Origin of the sequence: Streptomyces sp. Alt3 (assembly GCF_030719215.1) — a bacterium.
In the GTDB taxonomy this organism is placed as follows: Bacteria; Actinomycetota; Actinomycetes; order Streptomycetales; family Streptomycetaceae; genus Streptomyces; species Streptomyces glycanivorans.
The window spans coordinates 94,221-116,123 of record NZ_CP120983.1 but is presented as its reverse complement, the minus strand read 5'-3'; the positions used below and the strand labels follow the sequence as shown (position 1 = coordinate 116,123).

Below are 21,903 nucleotides of genomic sequence, written 5' to 3'. Positions count from 1 at the left end.
CTGTGACAGGCCGGGCTGGACCGGAACTTTGAACTCACAGATGACAAAGTATGGACTTCTCCAGCAGAAGACCCCTAGCGTGGCGGCGCAACCGTAGGCGATCGCTATCAGCAGATCTGTTCAGCCCGTCCGGAGTGCCCCCATTTCTGGAGGATCGATGCATCCACGGCTGTCCCCACGTGCCCGAAGACACCTCACCACCCTGCTCGTCGGGGGTTTCCTAGCCGGAGGCGTCTGGGCCGGGCCCACGGCCTCTGCCGCGCCCGACGACATTCCGCCCCAGGAGCCGGGTGTCACCCTGCGGGTGTTCGACACCCAGGTGCCCCTCAGTAATCTCTGTACGCTCAAACCGGGGCAGACGCCCAACCACGACAAGCTGATGCCCACCGTCGACTGGTCCACGGTCGACGACTTCGGGGGTTACGCCGACAACTTCGTGGCCGAGGCGTCCGGTTACCTCGTGGTCCCCGCCGACGGCACGTACGACTTCCGCCTGAACAGCGACGACGGCTCACGGCTCACCATCGATGACCAGCAGGTCATCGACCATGACGGTCTGCACGGCGCAGAGCCGAAGGACGGTTCCGCCCAACTCACCGCTGGATCACATGCGTTCCGCGTCGACTACTTCGAGCGAGGCGGCGATCAGCAGCTGACGCTCGCGTGGAGACCGCCGGGCGCGGGCGACTTCGGCGTCATCCCCAACGAGGCCCTGACCACCGACGCCGGGGTCGTCCGCGTCACGGCACCGGGCCGCAAGGAGTGCGAATCGGGCGCGGACACCCCCGGTGACGGCCTCCCGCTCACCGACGTACGTCCCGACCTCGACCTCACCGACCTCCGCCCGGAGGGCTTCGAGCCACAGGTCACCGGAATGGACTGGCTCCCCGACGGCCGTCTGGCGCTTTCCACGTGGGGTGGCTCCGAAACCACCACCGGAGAGGTGTACCTCCTCGGCAATGTCACCGGCCGGACCAGCCGCGAGAAGGTGACGGTGGAGAAGATCGCCGAAGGCCTCCGTGAGCCGATGGGCATCAAGTACGTCGACGGCTCGCTGTACGTCTCGCAGAAGCACGAGCTGACGCAACTCATCGACAAAGACGATGACTTCGTCACCGATGAGTACCGCACGGTCGCCACATGGCCGTACGGCGGGAACTTCCACGAGTTCGCCTTCGGCCTCCTCTACCGTGACGGCTACTTCTACGTGAACCTGTCCGTCGCCATCGACTACGGCGGCGCCACCACCACTCCGCAGCCCGCGCAGGGCCGTGGCACGACGTACAAGGTCAGCAAGAAGACAGGCAGGATCCAGGCGGTCGCGGGTGGCCTGCGGACGCCGAACGGGATCGGCTGGGGCCCCGGGGGTTCCCTCTTCACCACCGACAACCAGGGCGGCTGGCTGCCCGCGTCGAAGCTGGTCCAGATCAAGCCGGACCGTTTCTTCAACCACTACACCCAGCCGTCGGGCGCCTTCGACGACCGCACCCCCACCCAGCCGGTGCTCTGGCTGCCTCAGAACGAGATCGCGAACTCTCCCAGCACACCGCTCTACTTGGAGAAGGGCAGGTTCGCCGGGCAGATGCTGTTCGGCGACGTCACCTACGGGGGACTCCAGCGGGCCTACCTGGAGAAGGTGAAGGGGCAGTACCAAGGCGCCGTGTTCCGCTACACACAGGGGCTCGAAGCCGGCGTCAACCGCATCACCATGGGGCCCGACGGCTCCATATACACGGGTGGCCTCGGCGCCGACGGCAACTGGGGGCAGGAAGGGAAGCTGAAGTTCGGCCTGCAGAAGCTCACGCCGAACGGTGGCAACACCTTCGACATCAAGGAGATGCGTGCCGTCCCGGGCGGCTTCGACCTCGAATACACCCAACCACTGTCGGAGGCCACCGCGGAGGAACTGGCCTCGCACTACCGGGCTGAGCAGTGGCGCTACACCCCCACCTCCGACTACGGCGGCCCGAAGATCGCCGAGGAGCGGCTCGCCGTACGCTCGGCGACCCTCACCGGCGACAGGCGCACCGTGCGGCTGCGCCTCGACGGGCTGAAGCCCGACAGGGTCGTCCACGTGCGCTCACCTCGTCCCTTCGCCTCCGCGTCCGGCGAGCCGCTGTGGAGCACGGAAGCCTGGTACACGCTCAACGCCCTGCCGGGGAAGCAGCCGCCGCCGGCAACCCTGTACGAGGCGGAGGAGGCGCGGCTCACCGGCACGGCAGGTGTCCACACCGACCACCCCGGCTACTCGGGAAGCGGCTTCGTGGACCGTTACAACACGGAGAACCGGACAGGCACGACCTTCGACGTGACCGTGCCCAGGGCCGGCGACTACGACGTGAACCTGCGCTACTCCAACGGGCCGAACCCCTTCCAGGGCACCAAGTCCCTGTCCCTGCACGTCAACGGGAAGAAGCTCCGACAGACACAACTCCCCTCCACCGGGACCTGGGACACCTGGTCGACACAGACCGAGCGGGTCCGTCTGAAGGCAGGGCACAACACGCTCTCATACCGTTTCGACCCCGGTGACACCGGTCACGTCAACCTCGACCTGATCACCGTGCGTCCTCACGGCGCGCTCGTCTCCCTCTTCGACGGCACCACGGCCTCCCAGGCGCAGTGGCAGCACACGGACGGACGGCGCACCGAATGGCCGCTCGCCGCCGAGCGGTCCATGGAGGTGTGCTGCGGCGACATCCGCACCAAGGACGCCTACCAGGACTTCAGGCTGCGCATGGAGTTCCGGGTGCCACTGCTGCCGGACGACGTGACCGGTCAGGACCGCGGAAACAGTGGTGTCTACCTCCAGGACCGCTACGAACTGCAGATCCTCGATTCGTTCGGTGACACCACTCCCGACACGAATGAGGCCGGAGCGATCTACCAGAAGAAGGCGCCGGACATCAACGCGGCCACAGCTCCGGAGACCTGGCAGACGTACGACGTCACATTCCGTGCCGCACGCTTCGACGGCAGCGGCCGGAAGACCGCCGACGCGCGCGTCACGGTGGTGTGGAACGGACGGAAGGTCCACGACGACATCGCGATCGACGGACCGACCGGCGCGGGTGCGCCGGAGGGACCGTCGGCCGGAGCGATCCGTCTCCAGGACCACGGCAACGCCGTGCGGTTCCGCAACATCCGCATCGAACCACTGAGCTGAGCCGGGGTCACGCCCGCGCGCGGGGTGCCTGCGAACCGCAGGCGCCCCGCTGCGACGGTGGTCCGGATCATTCCGGTGACCTGTGTCTTGCTGCGGCCGGCCGAAGCCTCAGCACACCGTTTTCATCTGGCCGTAGAGCATCCGCATCTCACTCGATGAGGGCATCCGCGAGGATGATCACCAGTCCGATCAACATGTCCATGCCCCCCGCCCGGAACGCGGACGGCCATCCGGATCCGGCGGTGCGGGCGGCCCAGGCGCCCCAGCCGAACAGGGCGACGGTGTTGAACAGCAGGGCCGTGTCCGCGGCCGTCGCCTCCGACCACCACCCGGCCACCGCGGCCAGCAGCATCACCACCGTGGGCAGCACGGCGGCGACCAGGGGCCACTCGGCGATCACCAACCGCAGTCTGCTCGATGGCGCTGCCCCGTCCGCGGACGCGCGCTGGGCGATGACGTGCGCGAACCCATGGGCGGCTCCCGCCGCCAGCGCGGTGAGCAGGACCCACAGCGCGTCCGAACCGGGGTCGGCCTTCTCGTCGGTGGCGTCCAGCGCGGCCACCAGGGCGCTGGCCAGCACCAGTCCGTAGATGCCGCTGAACAGCGACTGCTCCGTCGGCCGGTGCCGCAAGGCCGACCCGGGGGAGGAGCCCCTGCGGGGGACACGGTCGGGCATTGCATCGCCTCGGTGAGGGAAGAGGGCTGGGTCCGAACATACTCACCCGGGACGCATCGGGGAGCCCGACGCCACGCGTGCGTGCCCGCGGAGGATTCACCACCAAGGTCCAACTGATCGCCGACGGGTCTTTCCTGTCCCCTTGCCTTCGTGCCGGCATGTGGACCTCACGGTGACGACCCTCAACTCCGGCGGGCGCTGGAAGCGGGTCCCGGTATACCGCCGGGCGCCGGGCGCGGGCGACCTCGAACCCGGCAGGTTCTGCCGCCCGGGCGACCGAGGGCCCTACATTTGCCGTATGCGCGTTCGGTTAGGCTGGCCTTGCTTGGTGCGGGGGTCCGGGCATACGGGTTGGGATTCCGGTGCTCCAGGTGACAACCTGGCAAACGGAACAGGCGGAGCAGAGGCAGGGCGCAGGTGGGAAACGATGACCGGGTACGTGGGCGCCGTGCACCCGGCAGGGCGCTGCCACCCGTCCGGGTAGCAGGGGACAAGGGTCTCGGCCCGGCGCCGGGGACGAGGCGCCGTGGATGAGATCGCGCTCACAGCCGGAGTCCTGTACGTGATCGTCCTGCTCCGCGCCGGAGGGACGTTCGCCGTCGGATGGCTCGCCGGCGCAGGTGTCCGGCGCAGCAGGTTCGCCAGGACGACCTCTTCGGCGAAATTCCGGCGTGCCGAGCGGGCGATCCAGCGGTGGGGATCGCCGGTGGTGGCCGTCTCCTTCCTGACTGTCGGTTTCCAGACCGCCGTCAACTTTCTCGCGGGCAGCATGCGCATGCCGTTGCGGCGTTACCTTCCCGCGCTTTTCGTGGGTGGAGCCGCGTGGGCGCTGATCTACGCGACTGCGGGGCTCGGGGTGCTCGAAGTGCTGCGAAGGCTCTTCGCCGAACGGACGGCCTTCGGAGTGTCCGCCGTGGCTGTCCTCCTTCTCGCGGTGTGCGGGCTGGTGGTGTACCGCAGAAGAAGCGCGATCCCGTCCCCCGGTGACATCCCTGCCGACGAATCGTGAACTGTCCCGCAAGGGGGGATTCCGCCCCCCGACGCCGAGTGGGAGTTCGACCGTCCCCTGTCGGCACGGTCGCTGCGGGGCGGAAGCGGCTGGATGACCGGACGGCCCCTGACGGGATCGTCCGGTAGTTCCGGACAGCACGCTCATGTGGCCGGCCCGGCCTTCGCGGCTGCCCGCTGATCATGCGGTGCAGGTGGGCAGGACAGTGGTGAGCTGGGTCAGGTGGCTGGGGTGGACGCGGATACCGGGGAGCCAGAGCTGCTCGTCGTGGTGCGTGATCTGGATCCAGATGCTGGTGTGCTTGAGGTTCTCGTCGGTGACGGTGACGCCGTTCGCGACGGTGCAGGTGGCCCGGAGCAGGTCGTGGTGCCAGACACGGCCTGCGGAGTTGGCGGTGTCGTACGGACGGTAGGGGTTGTAGGCCAGGGAGAGCGCACACGGGGTCGTACGAAGCCTCTGGCAGCCCTCTTCCACATTGTGGACGAGGACACCGGCGTGGCCGCTCCCGCCCGACACGCCGTTCGTTCCCCGGGCGCTTCGTGCGGCAGGATCAGCATCGGACGTGGTCTGCGAGGGCCACAGGAACACCAGGAGGCCGACGGTCACCAGTGCGCCCGTCGCCCCGACAGTCCCTCGGCCGGTCATGCGCCCGTGAGGTCCGGGCAGTCCGCACCGCCTGTGCCACCACACCGGGCCACGTGCGTGTGACGGTCAGGCGGCACCGGCGGCGGTACCTGGCGTGGCTCCGGTGTCCGCCACGGCGTCCGGTTCGCCGGGTGAGACGTGCCCGGTTGCTTCCCAGAGAACCCGGTAAGGGGTGGGATCCGCCTTCAACGCCCGGCACAGGGATCTGACGACGGGCCAGGGCGGCACGGTTTCGCCGCGGAAGTAGCGGGACAGCGACGAGTCGCTGATACGGACATCGGTTTCGAGGCTGCGCAGAGGGCGCCCCGACTGCTGCTGCAGACTTCGCAGCGCCGCCCCCAGTTCCCGTGCTGCCGCACGCCGGTCGGGCTGTTGGCCGGTCATCGAAGTAGGGGCCCTTTCGCAGAGCGGGGGGACGGCGTCCCGCCGGCGTTCCCATGTCCCGGGACAGCTGCATCCCAGCAGGTCAGGACTGTATTTATCCCGACATCGGTGAAGCAAGCGGGATGTGGCCGGTCAGGTGCTGGTTTCTGTGCAAACTCTGCGTACCGGCCGAGAGCAGATCACCCTCAGGGGTGAGCGTGCCGGTCGTCCTGGCCTTGCCGGCGGACTCCGCGGGGGACAGGCCTCACAGTCCTACAGAAATGGATCCACATCATGCGTGTACGCATCGCACTGTCCGCTTTCACCGCGATCACGGTGGCCGGGCTGGGCCTCAGCATGGTCGCGCCGGCCATCGCGGCGCCCGCCTCGCCGTCCCAGCGGGTGACCACGGTGCAGGCAGCCGAGAGCCTCGACGTCCACCGCGAGAAGTTCATGACCCTGAACGGCTGCCAGACGGCCGGCCAGCAGGGCATCGACCGCGGGCACTGGGACCGCTACCAGTGCGCGGAGGGGTCCGCCTGGCCCTGGGTGTGGAACCTGTGGACCAACCGCTGAGTATCTGACCTTCTGCCGTCGTTGGCCTACCCATCACCCTTGGGGAGGCCGACGACGGCTTCACGAGCCGAACCGCGACCGGCGCGAGGTGCGGAACGGTCTTCTCAGTCCCGTTTCCCCCTGCTGAGCCCGGGCGATCAGGCCGGCCGGCGCGCTCAGGGCCGGCCGAGGGCAGCCAGGGCCCCTTCAGTAGGTGTGTCCCATATGGGCCAGGGCCTGCTTCAGCAGCACTCCGTGGCCGCCCGGCATCTCGTTCTGCACAGCCGGTGAGGCCGCCTCCTGCGGGCTGAACCAGACCAGGTCCAGTGCGTCCTGCCGCGGGCGGCAATCGCCGGTCACCGGCACGACGTAGGCGAGGGACACCGCGTGCTGGCGCGGATCGTGGAACGGGGTGACGCCGGTGGTGGGGAAGTATTCGGCAACGGTGAAAGGTTGCAGCGAGGCCGGTACACGCGGCAGGGCCACCGAGCCGAGATCCTTCTCCAGATTGCGCAGCAGGGCGTCACGGACCCGCTCGTGGTGCAGGACGCGGCCGGAGACGAGGGCGCGGCTGATGGTTCCGTCGGCGCCGATCCGCAGGAGCAGCCCGATGCTGGTGACGTCACCGCTCTCGTCCACCCGCACAGGGACCGCCTCGACGTACAGGACGGGCATCCTGGCCCTGGCCATGTCCAGTTCGTCCGTGGTGAGCCAGCCGGGCGTGGTTTCCGTCATGTCAGACATCGCTTGATGATACTTACCGGCCGGGGTTCTGGCCGCATGTCTGCCACAGCCCGCTCGTCCCGTGCCGACGGCGCGTTGTTGCGGGCCGGGTGGAGCCGAGCCGGTACGGCCGGGTCCTGACCGGTCCGTGCGGCCCCGTGCGGTCGAGCCGGCTTGCGCAAGAGGCCCCGGCCGGACACCCCTGCAACACATTCTCGCCATTTCTGTTCCTTGCCGCTGACACATCCCAGTGGCACTCCGACAGTTGGTGGCGTATCGATCCCGATCGAAAAGGAGCCGCGCATGCGGTGGAGAAAGACGGCCGTGACGCTCGGCCTGGTCGGTGTGCTCTCCGTGCCGGCGGTCGGCGTCTCGACGGCCGCCCCCGCGGCGCCCCAGGCGGCGGCTGCTGTGTCATGCAGACTTCTGGACTTCATCGGGTACTACTGCGGTTACCACCTCAGCAACACCCGCGCGGACCGCGGTGACTCAGGTGCGAAGGTTCAGGAGTTCCAGGCGCTGCTGATCTTCAAGGGCTTCTCCGTAGGTTCCACCGGCGTCGACGGCCAGTTCGGTCCCTCCACGCAATCAGCCGTGAAGCGCTTCCAGAGTTCCAGGGGTATCACCGCCGACGGCATCGTCGGCCCGACCACCTGGCACTACCTGCGTACTCCCGGCCTGTAGCGGCACCGCGACCGGGGCGGCCAGGCCACTGCGCCTGGCCGCCCGACGGACGCGTGCACGAGGTCGTACTTGCTGCGGGTGACGCGGCCGGACGGTGGCCGGGATCGTGCGTTGCCTTGGCCCGGGCGGCACCGGTCGTTACGCCGGGTCGATCCGGGAGATGCTGCCGGCTATGCCGAGGACGTACAGCTCGCCCTGGCAGCCCTGTACGAACGAGACCGTTTCGCCGCCGTTGACCCCGAGGTCGCTCACGCCGGTCACCTTGCCGTTCTCCAACTGCAGAGCGCGGACCGTGCCGTCGCAGTAGTCGCTGAACACGTACTGACCCTGAAGGTCCGGGATCGCCTTCCCCCGGTAGACGTATCCGCCGATCACCGAGCAGCCCAGCCCGGTCCGGTCGTATTCGTGGATCGGCGGCACGTGGTCGGCGGGCTCCGTGCCACCACGGAACGGATGGGTCCCCTCCATCTGGGACCAGCCGTAGTTCTCACCGCCCTCACTGCCGGCCGGCGCCCAGTCGATCTCCTCCCAGTCGCTCTGGCCGACGTCACCGATCAGCAGGTCGCCCGTGCCGGAGTCGAAGGAGAACCGCCATGGGTTACGCAGCCCGTAGGCCCAGATCTCGTCCCTGGCGTTCGGGTCGCCGACGAACGGGTTGTCCGGCGGGATCGCGTACGGTCTGCCGCCGCTCGGATCGATCCGCAGCAACTTGCCGAGCAGAGTGTCGAGGTTCTGCCCGTTGCCGTGCGGATCGCCACCCGCACCGCCGTCGCCGAGCGCGATGTAGAGGTAGCCGTCGGGGCCGAACTTGATGTCGCCACCGTTGTGGTTCGAGTAGGGCTGCGTCTGAGTGAGGACGGTGCGCCGGGAATCCGGCTGGATCCTGCCGTCCCGCACGGCGAACTCGTCCACGGTGCTGGTGCCCTCGAGGTTCGTGAACGAGATGTAGAAGTGTGCGAACCCCTTGTCGAAGGCCACGCCCAGCAGGCCACGTTCGCCGTCGGTCGTGGTCTCGCCCGATATGTCGAGAACGGGTTCACCGAGCCCGCCGGCACTCAAGATCCGGACGGTGCCGGCGCGTTCGGCTATCCAGACCGTGCCGCCCGGACCGGCGGTGCCGGCGGAGGGATTCTGGGCCGTGGCCACTTTCTTGAGCGCGACCTTCGCTGCCTGCCGTGGCGCGGCGGGCTCGTCCGCGGATGCTGTGGTCAGTGCGAGGGAAGCGACGAGACAGACGGCGCCGATGATCGCTGAGCTTCTGGTGCGGACTTTCACCGTGACCTCCTGGAGGCGGCGAAGGGGGACGTCTCCCGGATGTGGGGGCGGAATCAGGAGAGTGTCGTCCAGCCGGCGCGCGACCTGAGTGGGGGATGGTCCTACTGGCCACGGATGAGGATACCGGGACAGCGGAATCTGGTATAGACCAAGTCCCTGTCCGGCTGCCTCTGCTGGGCGTTCGCCGACGCGCCGGACGCAGAAGCCTCCCGGCCGGGAGAGTTCCTGCGGGAGCCGGCGTCCCTGTCCGGCCCGTCCGGAGGATCATGTGGACGGGAGAGCGGTGCGAACCGGCGCCGTCGAGGCAGGCGAGAGAGCTGAGGGCAGCGGATGAGTGGGATGCGGACACCCGGACCGGCACCGCGCACCGGACCGCGCAACGCGTTGACGGACGTGGCCGGGATCCGGGTCGGGCACTCCGCGCGCACCGGGGGCGGCTGGCTGACCGGTGTCACCGCGGTCCTCGCCCCGGAGGACGGAATGGCCGCGGCGGTCGACGTACGCGGCGGCGGGCCGGGAACCCGGGAGACCGACGCCCTGGACCCGCGCAACCTGGTGGCACGGATCGACGCGGTGGTGCTGACCGGTGGCAGCGCCTTCGGCCTCGACGCGGCGTCAGGCGTGGCCGCCTGGCTGGAGGAGCGGGGCCGAGGTTTCCGGGTGGGTGCCGGCCCGGCCCAGGTGGTGCCCGTCGTCCCTGCCGCAGCCCTGTTCGACCTGGGGCGCGGAGGTCTCTGGACAGCCCGGCCAGGGGCGGAACTCGGGCGGGAGGCCGTCGAGGAGGCATTCGGCAGTGAAGAGGGCGGGGCAGTCCTCCAGGGCTGCGCGGGAGCCGGCACGGGCGCGGTGGCCGGTGGCATGAAGGGCGGCATCGGCACCGCGAGCATCGTCCTGCCGTCCGGAACGACCGTCGCGGCCCTCGTCGCGGTGAACGCCTCCGGCTCACTCGTGGACCCGTCCACCGGTGCGCTGTACGGAGCCTGGACGGAGGTGGGCGACGAATTCCGGGCCCGAGGCATGCACGCCCCGTTCCCGGACGCCGCTGTGCACGCCGGTGCGACGGAACGTCTGGCGAGCGCGCGCGAGGAGAGCCGAAGGCGCCAGACCGACGACGTACGGCAGCTGAACACGACCCTTGCCGTCGTGGCGACCGACGCCGCCCTCACCCGCCCCCAGGCGCAGAAACTGGCGGGCACCGCGCACGACGGCCTGGCCCGCGCGATCCGGCCGGTGCACCTGCTGACCGACGGCGACACCGTGTTCGCGCTGTCGACCGGCCGACTGCCCCTGAGCGGCGGCGAAGCGGACGGGACCGAGGGCCGTACGGGCTGGCGGGCCCACACCGAGGTGGCGGCGGTCAACGAGATCCTCGCGGCGGGTGCCGACGTGGTCTCCCGCGCCGTGGTGCACGCGGCGCTCGCCGCCCGGACCACCGACACCCCCGGCGGCCTCTTCCCTTCCTACCCGGACCTGTACGGCACAACGGAGAAAGGCACGTCCCTCGGGTGAGCACGGCGGTCAGGTCCACGACATCGAGGTGACGCGGGGCCACGACACGCGAGCGACGTACTTCCATCAGGGGCTCACCGGATCCCGGTAGGTCCGCAGCCGTGGGGATGTGCCAGAGTCCGCGCATGCTCGAGATCGTGGTGAAGACGGAGAACCGGGAGCGGCACGCCCGCGTGTCCGCCGAGGAACTGGCCGGGTTGGTCCGGCGAATCGGCGGCGACGGTGACCGGTGTCGGCTCACGGGTTTCCGGCCTGTTGCTTGCGTGCGACGCCTCCGGCGATGCATCGCTGGGCCACGTTGAGCGGCTTCAGACGCGGGCCCTCGGGCCGCCAGTCGACGCACCGCACCAGGCCAGGCGCGATCAGCTCCAAGCCGTTGAAGATCCCCTTGAGTTCAGCGGCGGTGGAGAAGGTGCCACTGCCCATCATGCTGTGCAGGAACACGTCCTCCATCTTCCGGGCCATCGCGCTGTATCCGTCTTCCGGATCCAGGAAGTGGCTCATCGCCACGTAGGAGCCAGGGGGCAGGGCATCGATGTAGGAGCGCATGATGTCCTGGCGAGTGCGCGCGTGTTCGCCGTTGTAATGGTGCAGGGTGCCCATGTGCAGCAGCGCGATCGGAGAGTCCCAGTCGAGTTGGGACCGTACGACTTCGTTCCGCAGCAACGTTTCGGGATCGAAGATGTCCCCGGAGACGATGACGGCACTTTCGTCCCGCGCCAGCAACGCTCGGCTGTGGGCCAGCACCAGCGGGTCGTCGTCCACGTAGACGACCCGTGAGTCCGGGGCGATCCTCCGCACCACGGTATGAGTGTTCTCCGCTGTCGGAAGGCCGGATCCGCAGTCCAGGAATTGTGTGACCCCCGCCTGTCCGGCCAGGTACCGGCAGGCACGGATCAGGAAACGACGGTTCTCGACCGCCAGATCCGCAGCCTCTGGGGCGGTCTTCAGCACCTTGCGGACAACCTCGCGATCCACCTCGTAGTTGTCGGAGCCGCTGAGGAAGGCGTCGTACACCCTGGCGATACTGGGCTTCGTCGCATCCACGTACGGGGGAACGGGCCTACCGGACGTCGCACCGGACATAGTGTCCCTCGCAAGCGGTCTCGACGAATGAGCTGGGCACCGGCACTGCGGAGCACGCACGCCTCTTGCCGACTGTGTGCAGGACCGGTCAGTCGACGGACCCTATGCCTTCGGAGCCCCCCGACGCCGCAGTCGCCTGCATCGAACGGCATCTGCCACCCGTACAGGCCTTGCACGAACCGGGCCGGCGGTGTTCGGCACGGCCCGCTGCGCCGGTCATGTGCCGTGCAGCGCGACGTCGGGCGACCGAAGGGCTCTGGCAGACTGCACCGCATGAGTTCCATGACACCGGCCCGTGCCCTCCTGTTGGTCACCAGCGGCATAGCCTGCCTGGCCACTGCGGCAGGCGCGCTGGTGGGCCTCATCGTCGCAGGTCCGCTCGCTGCCCTGATCCTGGGCACCGGCGTGGGGGCCGGAAGCACCGTCGGAGCATTCCTCGTACGGCGGCGCGCGATGGCCGCACACGCGCGTGACAGGGCGGCAGTGATGGCCCACGGGTACGCCGAGGGCATCGCCCAGTACGTCCTGCTGATCGTCTGCAACTACGAAGCAGCGGTCTTCCCCCGGAGCGGCCCCCACGGCGTCACCCCCGACGAACGTGCCGCGCGCCGCACCGACGCCTACAGGATCGCCGCCGAGGAGGAAGTGCCGCACCGGGTGCGTGAGGCCGCGGCCGATGTCCTGGCCGCCCTGGACGACGGCGACCACAGCCGCTCCGTCGCCGCTCAGGCCGCGCTCATCATCGCCGTGCACGAACACGCCAAACAGCCTGTTCCGCTGCCCCCTGGACGATGACCGCCGCCCCCTCATCTTCCTTGCCTCGCTCCACAGCTTGCCCACGGCCGTCACCGGCGGCCCGGCGCGCACGAGTACACCTCACCTGTCACCTCGGGCTTCGGCGACGGCGATCTCGGTGAGGGGATGAGGGACATCGAGGTGACCCCCTCGCCATACAGGCCAGGTGCTCCCGCACACGTCCGGATCAGCCCTGTGTGCACCGCCCGGTCCCCGGCTAGGCTCGGCGCACTCAGTACGGATCCGGTGCACGGGGGGCGACACCATGGAACCGAGCAGTGCCGCACCGAGCGACGCCTCGGTTGCGCGGATCCTGAGCGCCGACGGCAGACCCGAAGGCGCCGGTTTCCGCGCCGGGCAGCGAGAAGTGATCACCTGCGCGCATGTGGTCGCCAAGACGCTCGGGCTGCCGCCGGATAGCCAGGAGCCGCCCGCCGGCCAGGTGTGGGTCGACTTCCCGCTTGCCGAACGCGGCACCCGGGTGGCCGCGCGGATAGGCGCCTGGACCCCCGTCCGGTCCGACGGTTCCGGTGACATCGCCGTCCTGGAGCTGCTTGCCGATCCGCCGGCCAAGGCTCCCATCGCCGGCCTTGTCGAGGACGCCGCCGGCCCCGACCGACGGGTTCGTTCCTTCGGCTTTCCGCGCCACTACGACGACGGCGCGTGGAGCGTCGGATGGCTGCGCGGCGCCACCGGCACCGGCTGGCTCCAGTACGACACCGACCCCGCCAGCGAACACCGGGTGGAGCACGGATTCTCAGGAGCTCCGGTCTGGGACGTAGCTGAAGGCGGCATCGTCGGCATGGTCGTAGCCGCCGACGCGCGGTCCGACGTGCGCACCGCTTACCTGATTCCCGTCCGGACACTGCGCGAGACCTGGTCCGCACTGGCGGCGACCGCTCTGCCTGCTTGCCCCTTCCGATCCCTGGAAGCCTTCAGGGAACGCGACGCCGGCCTCTTCCACGGCCGTGCCGAACCCGCCGACCGGCTCGCCGACCTGCTCCGTCACGCCCCTGCGATCAGCCTGGTCGGCCCATCCGGCTGCGGCAAGTCCTCCCTGCTGTACGCCGGCGTCCTTCCCCGGCTGCGCGAGCGGCCCGAGCCGGAAATCGTCGTCTTCCGTCCCGGCCGGATCGGCCGCACCCCGTTGGACGCTCTCGCGCTCGCCCTGCTGCCGCGATTGGAGGCGGAGCTGACGGAGACCGCCCGCCTGGCCCAACTTCCCACACTCGTCGCGCTCTTACGTGACGGACAGTTCCCGGCGGTGGTGGAGCGGCTCCTCGCCCGACAGGGGAAGGAGCGGCTGCTGGTGATCGCCGACCAGTTCGAAGAAGCTCTGATCGGCACCGCACCCGCTGAACTGGACGCCCTCGGCGCCGCGTTGTCGTACAGCCTGCAACCCGGATCCCGGCTGCAGCTCGTCACGAGCCTGCGCGCCGACTTCCTCGACCCCGCCCTCAAGCATCCGGCCCTCGGGCCGCTGTTCGCCGGGCACCGGCTGTTCTCGGTGGTCGCGATGTCCGACGCGGAGCTGCGTGCGGTGGTGGAGTCCCCGCTGTCGGGCACGGGCGTGACGTACGAGCCCGGGCTGGTGGACCGCATCCTCGGCGACGTCGGCAGCGACCCGGGCAGGCTGCCGCTGCTCGAATTCGCTCTGACCAAACTCTGGGAGCGCCAGCGGCACGGCCGGATCGGTCATGACGCGTACGAGTCCCTCGGCCGGGTCCACGATGCCCTGGTCACACATGCCGAGCAGGCGTGGACCGGCGCCCTCGACGAGGGCGAACAGCTGGCGGTCCGCGCTCTGCTGGTTCAGCTCGTCCACCCGGGCGACGAGGGCATAGCGCCGACCCGGCGCACCCTCGCCCGCTCCGACCTCCGTTCCGAGCAGTGGCGACTGGCCCAGCGTCTGATGACCACCCGGCTGCTCGTCCCGGGCGAGGAGTACCGTCCGGAGGCCGGGCCGCCCGAGGAGACCGTCGAGCTGGCCCACGAGACACTGCTGACCCAGTGGGGCAGACTGCGGACCTACGTCACCGACGACCGCGACTTCCGCATGTGGCAGGAGGGGCTGCGGCGCCGCATCACCCTGTGGACCGCCGACGCCCGCCCCGGGCGACGGCTGCTGCGCGGCCAGGATCTGCGGGACGCCCGCTCGTGGTCCACCGCCCGCGCCGACGAACTGCGACCCGCCGAGGAGAGATTCGTCGAAGCGAGCGGTAGAGGCGCCCGGCGGCGCCTGACCGGGATCACGGGCCTGGGCGTCGTCCTCGCCCTGCTGGCGGGGGTGAGCATCTGGGCGTGGCGCGCGGACATCAGCGAGGACGCGGCGGCCAAGGCTTCGGCCGTGCTGGTGCAGCAGTCCCGCGACGCCGAGACCGGTGGCAACCCCGGCGACTTCGGGGCGTCGTACACGTCGCTGCTGCTGGCGCTGCGCGCCTACCGGACCCAGGACACCCCGCGTACCAGGGAGAGGCTCGGCGAGATGTACGCCCGGTACGGGTTCGCGGATCTGCTCGCGCCCCGTTACACAGGCAGCGGCTTGCTGCCCGTGCTGCGTCTTCCCACCGAGACCGTCACCGACGCCGAGGCGGCGGTGGTGGCCGCGCTGACCGGTGAGCGCGAGCTGGTGATGCTGGAAGTGGGCACTTCGGGCGTGAAGCGCACAGCCACCGGGATCTCGGCGGACGTCACCGCGGTCAGTCCGGACGGCACCATGGTGGCCCTCGCCGAATCGATCCTGTCGCTCGAACAGTCGGAGGACGACGTGCAGCGAGGGGCGGCCCGGCTGCTGGACGTGGGGACCGGCGACATCAGGGAACTGGAAGCCCCCCGGGGCGGCGACGAATTTCCCGAGGACCTGGACACGGGCGGTGAGATCCCCGGGCTGGAGATGCCTGATCTCCCGGACGTCCCCGGGCTCACGCTGCCCACGGAGTACGCCCGGTTCGCCTTCGATCCGGAATCCAGGGTGCTGCTCGGGCAGACGGGTCTGTTCGGACAGGGCGGAAGACTGGTTTTCTGGGACCCGGCCGACGGGCGGATCAGAAAGGTCATGCCAGGCCTTCCGGAGACGGTCGACCAGTTGTGGCTCGGGGCGGGCGGCGACCGGCTTCTCACCGTGACCGACCGGATGTCCGGCGGCGTGACGGAACCGACGGTCGTGGTGAAGTCGTGGGACCTGACCGGTGAGGTGCCGATCGGCCGGGAAGTGCTGCGCCGGCAGTCCTCTCTGACGCATGGGGTCTATCTGGACGTGAGCCCCGACCTCACCCGGCTGGCGCTCGTCGAGACCGAGGCGGGGACCGGGCGCCTCGACGTGTCCCATCGCGTCACGGTTCACGAACTGCCGGGCGGACAGCTCCTGCGGGAGGAGCGCAGCGCGCAACAGGTCGTGGTCAGAGGGGTTTCGGTGGGGTCCGGGGGGTCGGAGGTGCTCGTGTACAGCCTCGCCGACCTGACGCCGGAAGGACCACCTCCGGGTGACGGCCCCGTCCGCACGATCGGCGGAGGGCAGACGTGGTCGGTCGTGGAGCTGACCGGACCGGCCGACAGGCCGTCCGTGGTTCTGGAGTCGATGGGCGCCGTCGCTGTCGTCGGACCCGGCGACGGCGACGCACTCGACCGCCTTCCCGTGCCTGCGGCCAGGACGGACGGCACGCCCTCCGTGACCGAGGCCCGTAGGTGGATGGCGCGCTTCTGCAGGATTCTCGGAGACGAGGGACTGCCGGCCGCGGTGAACGAGAACATCCCGCCCGGCGCCCACCGGGAAACCTTGTGCAAGGAAAGGAACTGAACACGTGGCTGACGACTCACAGCTCCTGAGTGTGCCGCTGGACGCCCATGGCGCACCCGTGGTGGTGGAGGTCGGGACCGCCGGCTCCGGGATCGTGCGTGCCTCGCGGCCGGGGGAGATAGCGGCGACAGCCGCGCACACGCTGACCGAGAGCTTCGATCAGGTGCGGGCGGCCGCGGCTGTACTGCTGGACCGTATGACCACGTTGCCCAGCCCGCCCGGCAAGGTCGAGATCGAGCTCGGAGTGAAGATCAACGCCGAGGCGGGCGCGATCATCGCCAAGACGGCGGCGGAGGGGAACTTCGTCATCCGGCTGACGTGGGAGCGCGGGACGGACGGACCACCGGTGCCCGGGGACCCGACCGGCACCGGGTGAGATCCTGCCGCCTGTGCCCCGGCGGCCTCCCTCCCTCGCCCCTGTGCGCACGTGTCCGGAGCGGCCGCGCCGTGCCGTGGCCCTGTTCGGCCCCGCGACGCGGTCCGCTCCGTCAGGTGATCAGCCGGTCCGGCCTACCCGGAACGTCGTCGTGTACAGACGTTCCTCACCCGGCTCCAGGAACGTCATGGACCCGTCCTCCCGGGCCGCGGTCTCGCCCCGCACATGGTGCGTGGAGGGCTCGAAGCCCACAGCGTAGGCGCCCTCGCGCAGGTGCATCCACTGGAAGAAGGACGGGAACTGCGCCTGGTCGTACTCCAGCTCGAAGTACATGCCCAGGCGGTCGTTCACCAGCCGGGGCCGTACCGAGCCGTCGGCGTCCGGTTCCAGTTCGTGCTCGTAGACCTGCTCGACGAAACCGGACAGTGGGCCGGGCATCTCGGTGTGGGAGACGCCCTGTTCAGCGACACTGTCGCTCTGCCACAGGGTGCGGCGCAGCGGTATCTCGTAGCGCGCGCCCTCGTCGAGGAAGGGCCAGCCGACGTTGATGTGGTAGAGGAACATGTGCGGTGTGGGGTCGAAGCCGGCGTTGGTCACCCGGTCGATGAGCCGGATCTCCGTGCCGCCCAGATCGGCCTCGATGCGGCGGGTGAGCCGCAGATGCTCACCGAAGATCGCGGCCTGGCGGACCTCGCCCTCCGCCCAGAGGACGCAGTGGTCCTCGTCCTGCCACTGCTCGCCGTAGCCGGTGAGCCGGGCGGGCAGGTTGCCGACCCGGCCGTGCAGTGCGTGGGAGGCGGTGCGGCGCGGCGGGTAGCGGTACTGCGAGGCGTCCACCTCGGCGCCGAACAGTGTGTGGTCGAGACCGGCGGTGAGCAGCAGACCCGAGAAGCTGCGCATCATCGACAGGCCGTCGTCGTCGCGGTACTCGTGCAGGCCGGGGTGGCGGAACCCGGTCGCGGAGCGCCAGCCGAACCCGCGGCCCAGGAACTCCGCCCCGCCGAGGTCCATGGCCCGGTCCACGAGCACATCGAAGGAAAGTCCGGCGCCGGTACGGAACTCCAGCGTGCGGATGCCGCGCTCGGTGCCGTCGTCCAGGACGACGGACCGCACACCGCCGGCGGCGGTGAGGTCGCCCGCGTGCCGGGCGAGGGCGTGACGGTCGTAGTCGCGTCCGTTCAGCTTCACGCCATCACCCACCCTCCGTTGACCTCCAGGCACTGGCCGGTGACGAAGGAGGAGTCCGGTCCGGCGAGGAAGGAGACGGCCGAGGCCAGTTCCTCGGCGCGGCCGCGCCGCTTGAGAGCCTGATGGTCGAGGACATGCCGCGTATAGGCCTCGGGATCGTCGTGGATCTGCTCGGCCGCCGTGGGGAACGCGCCGGGGGAGACGCAGTTGACGCGGATCTCCGCGGGCCCGAGCTCGCGGGCGAGTGCGCGGGTGAGGGCGACGGCCGCGCCCTTCGTGGAGACGTAGGCGGCGAGCGAGTCCCAGCCCCCGTGCATGGTGATCGAGGCGACGTTCACGATCGCCCCGCCGCCCGTGCCGGTCATGCGGCGCGCGGCCGCCTGAGCGGCTACCCAGTAGGCGCGCTGGTTCACCGCGACCACGTCCTCGTACTCCGCCAGCGGCACATCGAGGAAGGGCCGGCTCGGGTACATGGCGGCGTTGTTGACCAGGACGCGCAGAGTGCCCAGCTCGCTCGCGGACCGTTCGACGGCCGCCTCGACCGCCTGTGCGTCGCGCAGGTCGGTGGTCAGAGGCAGGACGCGGGCACCTGACTTCCGCACCTCCTCGACCGTCTGCTCCAGCGATGCGGAGTCGCGGTCGAGCACGGCCACATCGTGCCCGTCGGCGGCCAGACGGGAGGCTATGGCGCGTCCCAGGGCGCCGCCGGCGCCGGTCACGAGTGCTGCTTGCGGTTGACTCATCGGTGGTTCCCATCTTCCCGGTGCCGGCCGGGCGCCGCGGGGCGGATCGAGGCGTTGACACTGCGAGCGGTGCCCGCATAGCGTGAATGTTAGCGCTGCCGGTAGCGCTAACAACAGTGCTCGGAACAACAAATGCGGCGATGGCGCGGCGAGTTCCCTTCCCTCCCTCCTCCTCGCCTCCCTCCCCTTTCAAGGAGTCCCATGACGACGCCTGACAAGCCCGGGATACTCACCGGGTACCGGGTCCTCGACTGCTCCATCGCCATGGCCGGCCCGTTCGCGGCCCAGCGGCTCGGCGACCTCGGGGCCGACGTGGTCAAGATCGAGCCGGTCACCGGGGAGTGGCAGCGTCACGCAGCCGCGGGAGGTGCGGGCGGGAACCGGATCAACGTGTCCTTCCTCTCGCTGAACCGCAACAAGCGATCCCTCGCCGTCGACCTCAAGGACCCGGACGGCAAGGAGGTGCTCCGCCGGCTCGTGGCCGACGCCGACGTCTTCCTGCAGAACTACCGTCCCGGCGTCGCCGACCGCCTCGGCGTCGACTACTCCTCGCTGGCGGAGATCAACCCGTCGCTCGTGTACGTCTCCATCTCCGGCTACGGCGAGGACGGTCCCTACGCCCAGCGCCCCGGTCAGGACCTGCTGCTCCAGGCGATGTCCGGTGCCATGCTCTCCGCGGGCCGCGCCGGCGAGGCACCGCAGGCCGCCGGCCAGTACCTCGTGGACGCCGTCACCGCGTCCACCGCCTTCGAGGGGGTGCTCGCCGCGCTGCTGCACCGCGAACGCACCGGCGAGGGACAGCTCGTGACGGTGAACATGCTGGACGCCGTCACCACACTCCAGATGCAGGAACTGTCGGTGCACACCGTGGGGGGCCTGGCGCAGAACCGCTCCGGCGAACCGCACGCGCACGTCTACATCCGCGCACCCTACGGTGCGTTCGAGACCGCCGACGGCTACGTGGTCCTCGCCTTCCCGCCGCTGAAGACACTCGGCGAACTCCTCGGCGAGGACACCTTCCTGGCCATGGAGGACGAGGAGCACGGCTGGACCCACCGCGACGAGATCTTCTCGCGCACCGCGTCCCGGCTCCTTACCCGTACATCGCGCCACTGGCTCGACGTCTTCGGGGCCGCGGGCGTCTGGGCCGGACCGGTCTACGGCTACGCCGACCTGGTCGACGACCCGCAGATCCGCCACAACGGCACGTTCGTCACCTACGACCACCCCACCGAGGGCCGTGTGAAGGTGCCCGGGTTCCCGTACCGGTTTTCCGCCACGCCGCCCCGGATCGACCGGGGCGCCCCGCTCACCGGCCAGCACTCGCGCGAGATCCTGGCCGAAGCCGGCCTCGGCCAGGAGGAGATCGAGGCGCTGCTCGCCTCCGGCACCGTCGCGGAGACCCGGTGACCTACGCCGGACTGACCTGGGACCACCCGCGCGGCCACGACGCCCTTGCCGCGGCGGCCGGCGACCTCGTGCACTGGTCCGTCCAGCCGCTGGAGGGTTTCGAGTCCCATCCCGTCGACGACCTCTGCGCCCGCTACGACCTCGTGGTGCTGGACCATCCGCACCTCGGCGAGGCACTCGCCTCGGGCTGCCTCCGCCCGCTGGACGATCTCTTCGGCAGGGAGGAACTGGACGGCTGGCGCGCCGGCTCGATCGGACCCACCATGCGCTCGTACGCGATGGACGGCAGTCAGTGGGCCCTGCCCCTGGACGCGGCCACCCAGGTCTCCGCGACCCGCACCGATCTTGCCGGTGAGCCGCCCACCACCTGGGAGGAGGTGCTCGGCCTCGCGGGCCGCGCGCCGGTGGCCCTGTCGCTCGCCGGACCGCACGCCTTCCTCACCTTCGCCTCCGTCGCGGTCGCACTCGGCGAGGAACCGGCCGCCGACCCCGGTGAACTGATCAGCGACACGACGGGACGCGCCGCCCTGGACATCATGGCCGGGATCGACGCCCGCGCACCCGCCCGTACCCGCACGCTCAACCCGATCGGGCTGCTCGAACTGATGGCAGGCACCGACCGCCTGGTGCACTGCCCGCTGGTGTACGGCTACGTCACCTACGCGGACCGGCTGACGTTCACCGACGCCCCGGCCGCCCGACCGGGGGGACGGCCGGGCTCCACCCTCGGCGGCACCGGACTCGCCGTCAGTTCCCGCTGCACCCCCACCTCCGAACTCCTCGACCACATCCGCTGGCTGATGTCGCCCTCCGCCCAGTGCGGATTCCTGCCCCGGCACAGCGGGCAGCCGAGCGCACGCGCCGCCTGGACCGACCCGGCGATCGTCGCAGCGGACTTCTACCGCCGGACCACCGCCACCTGTGAACAGGCGTGGGTCCGCCCCCGCCATGCCGGCTACATCGGCTTCCAGAGCGCCGCCTCCGCCGTTGTCCGGGACGCCCTGACCGGCGAGACCGGCCACCGGGCGGCGGTCGGCCGCCTGCGGGCGCTCTACCGCGCGAGCCGTACCACGAAGGAAGCAGGACGAGCATGACCGACACCACCAGCACCCCGCCCGACCTCGGCACCGGACACGTCCTGCTCGACGTCGCCGACCGTGTGGCCACCCTCACGCTGAACCGGCCCGAGAAGCTGAACGCCGTGACCCCCGAGATGTCCCGCGCTCTGGTCCGGGCCGTTCAATGGTGCGACACCACGGACGACGTCCGCGCGGTGATCCTGACCGGAGCGGGCGGGCGCGCCTTCAGCGCCGGATCGGACATCCGCGAACTCGACGGATACCGCACACCGTGGGAGTTCCGTAACCGCGTCGACTACTGCGACGCCATCCGCGAGGCCCGGACGCCCACGATCGCGGCCGTCGGCGGCTACGCGCTGGGCGGCGGGCTGGAGACCGCCCTGTCCTGCGACATCCGGATCGCCTCACGGACGGCGTCCTTCGGGGCACCGGAGATCACACTCGGCTGGATCGGGGGCGGCGGCATGGCGGCCTTCCTCAGCCGGGCGGCCGGCCCGAGCAACGCGGCACTCATGCTGCTCACCGGCGACCGCATCGACGCCGCGCGGGCGCTGGAGTGGCACCTGGTCAGCGAGGTGGTCGGCCCCGGCGAACTGCTCGGCCGTGCCCGGGTCCTGGCGACGGTCATCGCCTCCCGGGCCCCCGTGGCGGCGGAGACCGCCAAGATCAACCTGCGGGCGGCCGGGAATCTGCCCGAGGACCAGGCTCTCGCCTACGAACGGGACCTGCAGACCATCTGCTTCGCCACCGAGGACGCCGCCGAAGGCCGCCGCGCGTTCGCCGAGAAGCGCCCGCCCGTCTTCCGTAAAGCCTGAGAGGAACGAC

Annotated in this window: 19 protein-coding genes and 1 pseudogene; 12 read left to right on the top strand and 8 right to left on the bottom strand. The window is 70.2% G+C overall.

All coding sequences use genetic code 11. The annotated features are described in order from the left end of the window. Positions 1-157 precede the first annotated feature (157 nt). Complete coding sequence (locus P8A20_RS00520) at positions 158-3,166, top strand: 3-keto-alpha-glucoside-1,2-lyase-like domain-containing protein (protein ID WP_306102625.1); 3,009 nt, start codon at positions 158-160, stop codon at positions 3,164-3,166. Positions 3,167-3,314: 148 nt separating this feature from the next. On the opposite strand, the gene P8A20_RS00515 is transcribed toward P8A20_RS00520, so the two are convergent. Further along, entirely contained in the window at positions 3,315-3,842 is a 528-nt protein-coding gene (locus tag P8A20_RS00515) for a hypothetical protein (protein WP_306102624.1), read from the bottom strand. A 526-nt stretch (positions 3,843-4,368) separates the two neighbouring features. Here P8A20_RS00515 and P8A20_RS00510 point away from each other — a divergent pair. Further along, the gene (locus P8A20_RS00510) at positions 4,369-4,851 is read left to right on the top strand and encodes a DedA family protein (RefSeq protein ID WP_147961579.1); all 483 of its coding nucleotides are present in this window, start codon (positions 4,369-4,371) and stop codon (positions 4,849-4,851) included. A 180-nt stretch (positions 4,852-5,031) separates the two neighbouring features. Here P8A20_RS00510 and P8A20_RS00505 read toward each other — a convergent pair whose 3' ends face one another. Continuing rightward, positions 5,032-5,496 carry a hypothetical protein gene (locus P8A20_RS00505; RefSeq protein ID WP_306102623.1) on the bottom strand — a complete coding sequence of 155 codons (465 nt, stop codon included), beginning with the start codon at positions 5,494-5,496 and terminating at the stop codon, positions 5,032-5,034. Positions 5,497-5,562: 66 nt separating this feature from the next. After that, a complete protein-coding gene (locus tag P8A20_RS00500; RefSeq protein ID WP_306102622.1) occupies positions 5,563-5,880 on the bottom strand; it encodes a helix-turn-helix domain-containing protein in 318 nt (105 codons plus the stop codon). 273 nt (positions 5,881-6,153) lie between these two features. On the opposite strand from P8A20_RS00500, the gene P8A20_RS00495 reads away from it, so the two are divergent. Next, positions 6,154-6,435, top strand: a complete 282-nt coding sequence (locus P8A20_RS00495; protein ID WP_147961581.1) for a hypothetical protein — start codon at positions 6,154-6,156, stop codon at positions 6,433-6,435. 186 nt (positions 6,436-6,621) lie between these two features. On the opposite strand, the gene P8A20_RS00490 is transcribed toward P8A20_RS00495, so the two are convergent. Continuing rightward, on the bottom strand, positions 6,622-7,158 hold the full coding sequence (locus tag P8A20_RS00490) for an NUDIX hydrolase family protein (RefSeq protein WP_147961582.1): 537 nt from the start codon (positions 7,156-7,158) through the stop codon (positions 6,622-6,624). 282 nt (positions 7,159-7,440) lie between these two features. Between P8A20_RS00490 and P8A20_RS00485 the strand changes: the two genes are divergently transcribed. After that, positions 7,441-7,821, top strand: a complete 381-nt coding sequence (locus P8A20_RS00485) for a peptidoglycan-binding domain-containing protein (protein ID WP_147961583.1) — start codon at positions 7,441-7,443, stop codon at positions 7,819-7,821. A gap of 138 nt (positions 7,822-7,959) precedes the next feature. Here the strand turns inward: P8A20_RS00485 and P8A20_RS00480 are convergent, their stop codons facing one another. Then, a complete protein-coding gene (locus P8A20_RS00480; RefSeq protein ID WP_306102621.1) occupies positions 7,960-9,096 on the bottom strand; it encodes a PQQ-dependent sugar dehydrogenase in 1,137 nt (378 codons plus the stop codon). A 330-nt stretch (positions 9,097-9,426) separates the two neighbouring features. On the opposite strand from P8A20_RS00480, the gene P8A20_RS00475 reads away from it, so the two are divergent. Both P8A20_RS00475 and P8A20_RS38910 read left to right on the top strand, forming a co-directional pair. Further along, on the top strand, positions 9,427-10,605 hold the full coding sequence (locus P8A20_RS00475; RefSeq protein ID WP_147961585.1) for a P1 family peptidase: 1,179 nt from the start codon (positions 9,427-9,429) through the stop codon (positions 10,603-10,605). Positions 10,606-10,730: 125 nt separating this feature from the next. Further along, positions 10,731-10,835, top strand: a pseudogene (locus tag P8A20_RS38910) (DUF6891 domain-containing protein); the annotation flags it as partial. Between the two features lie 7 nt (positions 10,836-10,842). Here P8A20_RS38910 and P8A20_RS00470 read toward each other — a convergent pair. Then, a complete protein-coding gene (locus tag P8A20_RS00470; protein WP_306102620.1) occupies positions 10,843-11,691 on the bottom strand; it encodes an SAM-dependent methyltransferase in 849 nt (282 codons plus the stop codon). 273 nt (positions 11,692-11,964) lie between these two features. Between P8A20_RS00470 and P8A20_RS00465 the strand changes: the two genes are divergently transcribed. The 3 genes from P8A20_RS00465 (at position 11,965) to P8A20_RS00455 (ending at position 16,658) form a co-directional block, all read left to right on the top strand. Next, entirely contained in the window at positions 11,965-12,486 is a 522-nt protein-coding gene (locus P8A20_RS00465) for a hypothetical protein (protein WP_147961587.1), read from the top strand. Positions 12,487-12,751: 265 nt separating this feature from the next. Beyond that, a complete protein-coding gene (locus P8A20_RS00460) occupies positions 12,752-16,282 on the top strand; it encodes a S1 family peptidase (RefSeq protein WP_306102619.1) in 3,531 nt (1,176 codons plus the stop codon). A 4-nt stretch (positions 16,283-16,286) separates the two neighbouring features. Then, entirely contained in the window at positions 16,287-16,658 is a 372-nt protein-coding gene (locus P8A20_RS00455; RefSeq protein WP_306102618.1) for a CU044_2847 family protein, read from the top strand. Positions 16,659-16,778: 120 nt separating this feature from the next. On the opposite strand, the gene P8A20_RS00450 is transcribed toward P8A20_RS00455, so the two are convergent. Continuing rightward, on the bottom strand, positions 16,779-17,846 hold the full coding sequence (locus P8A20_RS00450) for an aldose 1-epimerase family protein (protein WP_147961590.1): 1,068 nt from the start codon (positions 17,844-17,846) through the stop codon (positions 16,779-16,781). Further along, complete coding sequence (locus P8A20_RS00445) at positions 17,843-18,589, bottom strand: SDR family NAD(P)-dependent oxidoreductase (RefSeq protein WP_147961591.1); 747 nt, start codon at positions 18,587-18,589, stop codon at positions 17,843-17,845. Before P8A20_RS00445 ends, P8A20_RS00450 begins: the two co-directional genes overlap by 4 nt. A 201-nt stretch (positions 18,590-18,790) precedes the next feature. Between P8A20_RS00445 and P8A20_RS00440 the strand changes: the two genes are divergently transcribed. From P8A20_RS00440 to P8A20_RS00430, 3 genes are read left to right on the top strand one after another with little or no spacing between them, the layout of a single operon-like run. Then, the gene (locus P8A20_RS00440) at positions 18,791-19,999 is read left to right on the top strand and encodes a CaiB/BaiF CoA transferase family protein (protein WP_147961592.1); all 1,209 of its coding nucleotides are present in this window, start codon (positions 18,791-18,793) and stop codon (positions 19,997-19,999) included. Continuing rightward, complete coding sequence (locus tag P8A20_RS00435) at positions 19,996-21,093, top strand: extracellular solute-binding protein (protein WP_147961593.1); 1,098 nt, start codon at positions 19,996-19,998, stop codon at positions 21,091-21,093. The genes P8A20_RS00440 and P8A20_RS00435 overlap by 4 nt, the downstream gene beginning before the upstream one ends. Next, positions 21,090-21,893, top strand: coding sequence for an enoyl-CoA hydratase/isomerase family protein (locus P8A20_RS00430; protein WP_147961594.1), 804 nt, complete (start codon positions 21,090-21,092; stop codon positions 21,891-21,893). Before P8A20_RS00435 ends, P8A20_RS00430 begins: the two co-directional genes overlap by 4 nt. Positions 21,894-21,903 lie beyond the last annotated feature (10 nt).

Excerpts from the sequence above, each read along its gene's own strand:
- P8A20_RS00440 (WP_147961592.1), top strand. The coding sequence starts at position 18,791 with ATGACGACGCCTGACAAGCCCGGGATACTCACCGGGTACCGGGTCCTC.
- P8A20_RS00515 (WP_306102624.1), bottom strand. The coding sequence starts at position 3,842 with ATGCCCGACCGTGTCCCCCGCAGGGGCTCCTCCCCCGGGTCGGCCTTG.
- P8A20_RS00460 (WP_306102619.1), top strand. The coding sequence starts at position 12,752 with ATGGAACCGAGCAGTGCCGCACCGAGCGACGCCTCGGTTGCGCGGATC.
- P8A20_RS00470 (WP_306102620.1), bottom strand. The coding sequence starts at position 11,691 with ATGTCCGGTGCGACGTCCGGTAGGCCCGTTCCCCCGTACGTGGATGCG.
- P8A20_RS00445 (WP_147961591.1), bottom strand. The coding sequence starts at position 18,589 with ATGAGTCAACCGCAAGCAGCACTCGTGACCGGCGCCGGCGGCGCCCTG.
- P8A20_RS00485 (WP_147961583.1), top strand. The coding sequence starts at position 7,441 with ATGCGGTGGAGAAAGACGGCCGTGACGCTCGGCCTGGTCGGTGTGCTC.
- P8A20_RS00490 (WP_147961582.1), bottom strand. The coding sequence starts at position 7,158 with ATGTCTGACATGACGGAAACCACGCCCGGCTGGCTCACCACGGACGAA.
- P8A20_RS00465 (WP_147961587.1), top strand. The coding sequence starts at position 11,965 with ATGAGTTCCATGACACCGGCCCGTGCCCTCCTGTTGGTCACCAGCGGC.
- P8A20_RS00505 (WP_306102623.1), bottom strand. The coding sequence starts at position 5,496 with ATGACCGGCCGAGGGACTGTCGGGGCGACGGGCGCACTGGTGACCGTC.
- P8A20_RS00520 (WP_306102625.1), top strand. The coding sequence starts at position 158 with ATGCATCCACGGCTGTCCCCACGTGCCCGAAGACACCTCACCACCCTG.
- P8A20_RS00430 (WP_147961594.1), top strand. The coding sequence starts at position 21,090 with ATGACCGACACCACCAGCACCCCGCCCGACCTCGGCACCGGACACGTC.
- P8A20_RS00495 (WP_147961581.1), top strand. The coding sequence starts at position 6,154 with ATGCGTGTACGCATCGCACTGTCCGCTTTCACCGCGATCACGGTGGCC.
- P8A20_RS00475 (WP_147961585.1), top strand. The coding sequence starts at position 9,427 with ATGAGTGGGATGCGGACACCCGGACCGGCACCGCGCACCGGACCGCGC.
- P8A20_RS00500 (WP_306102622.1), bottom strand. The coding sequence starts at position 5,880 with ATGACCGGCCAACAGCCCGACCGGCGTGCGGCAGCACGGGAACTGGGG.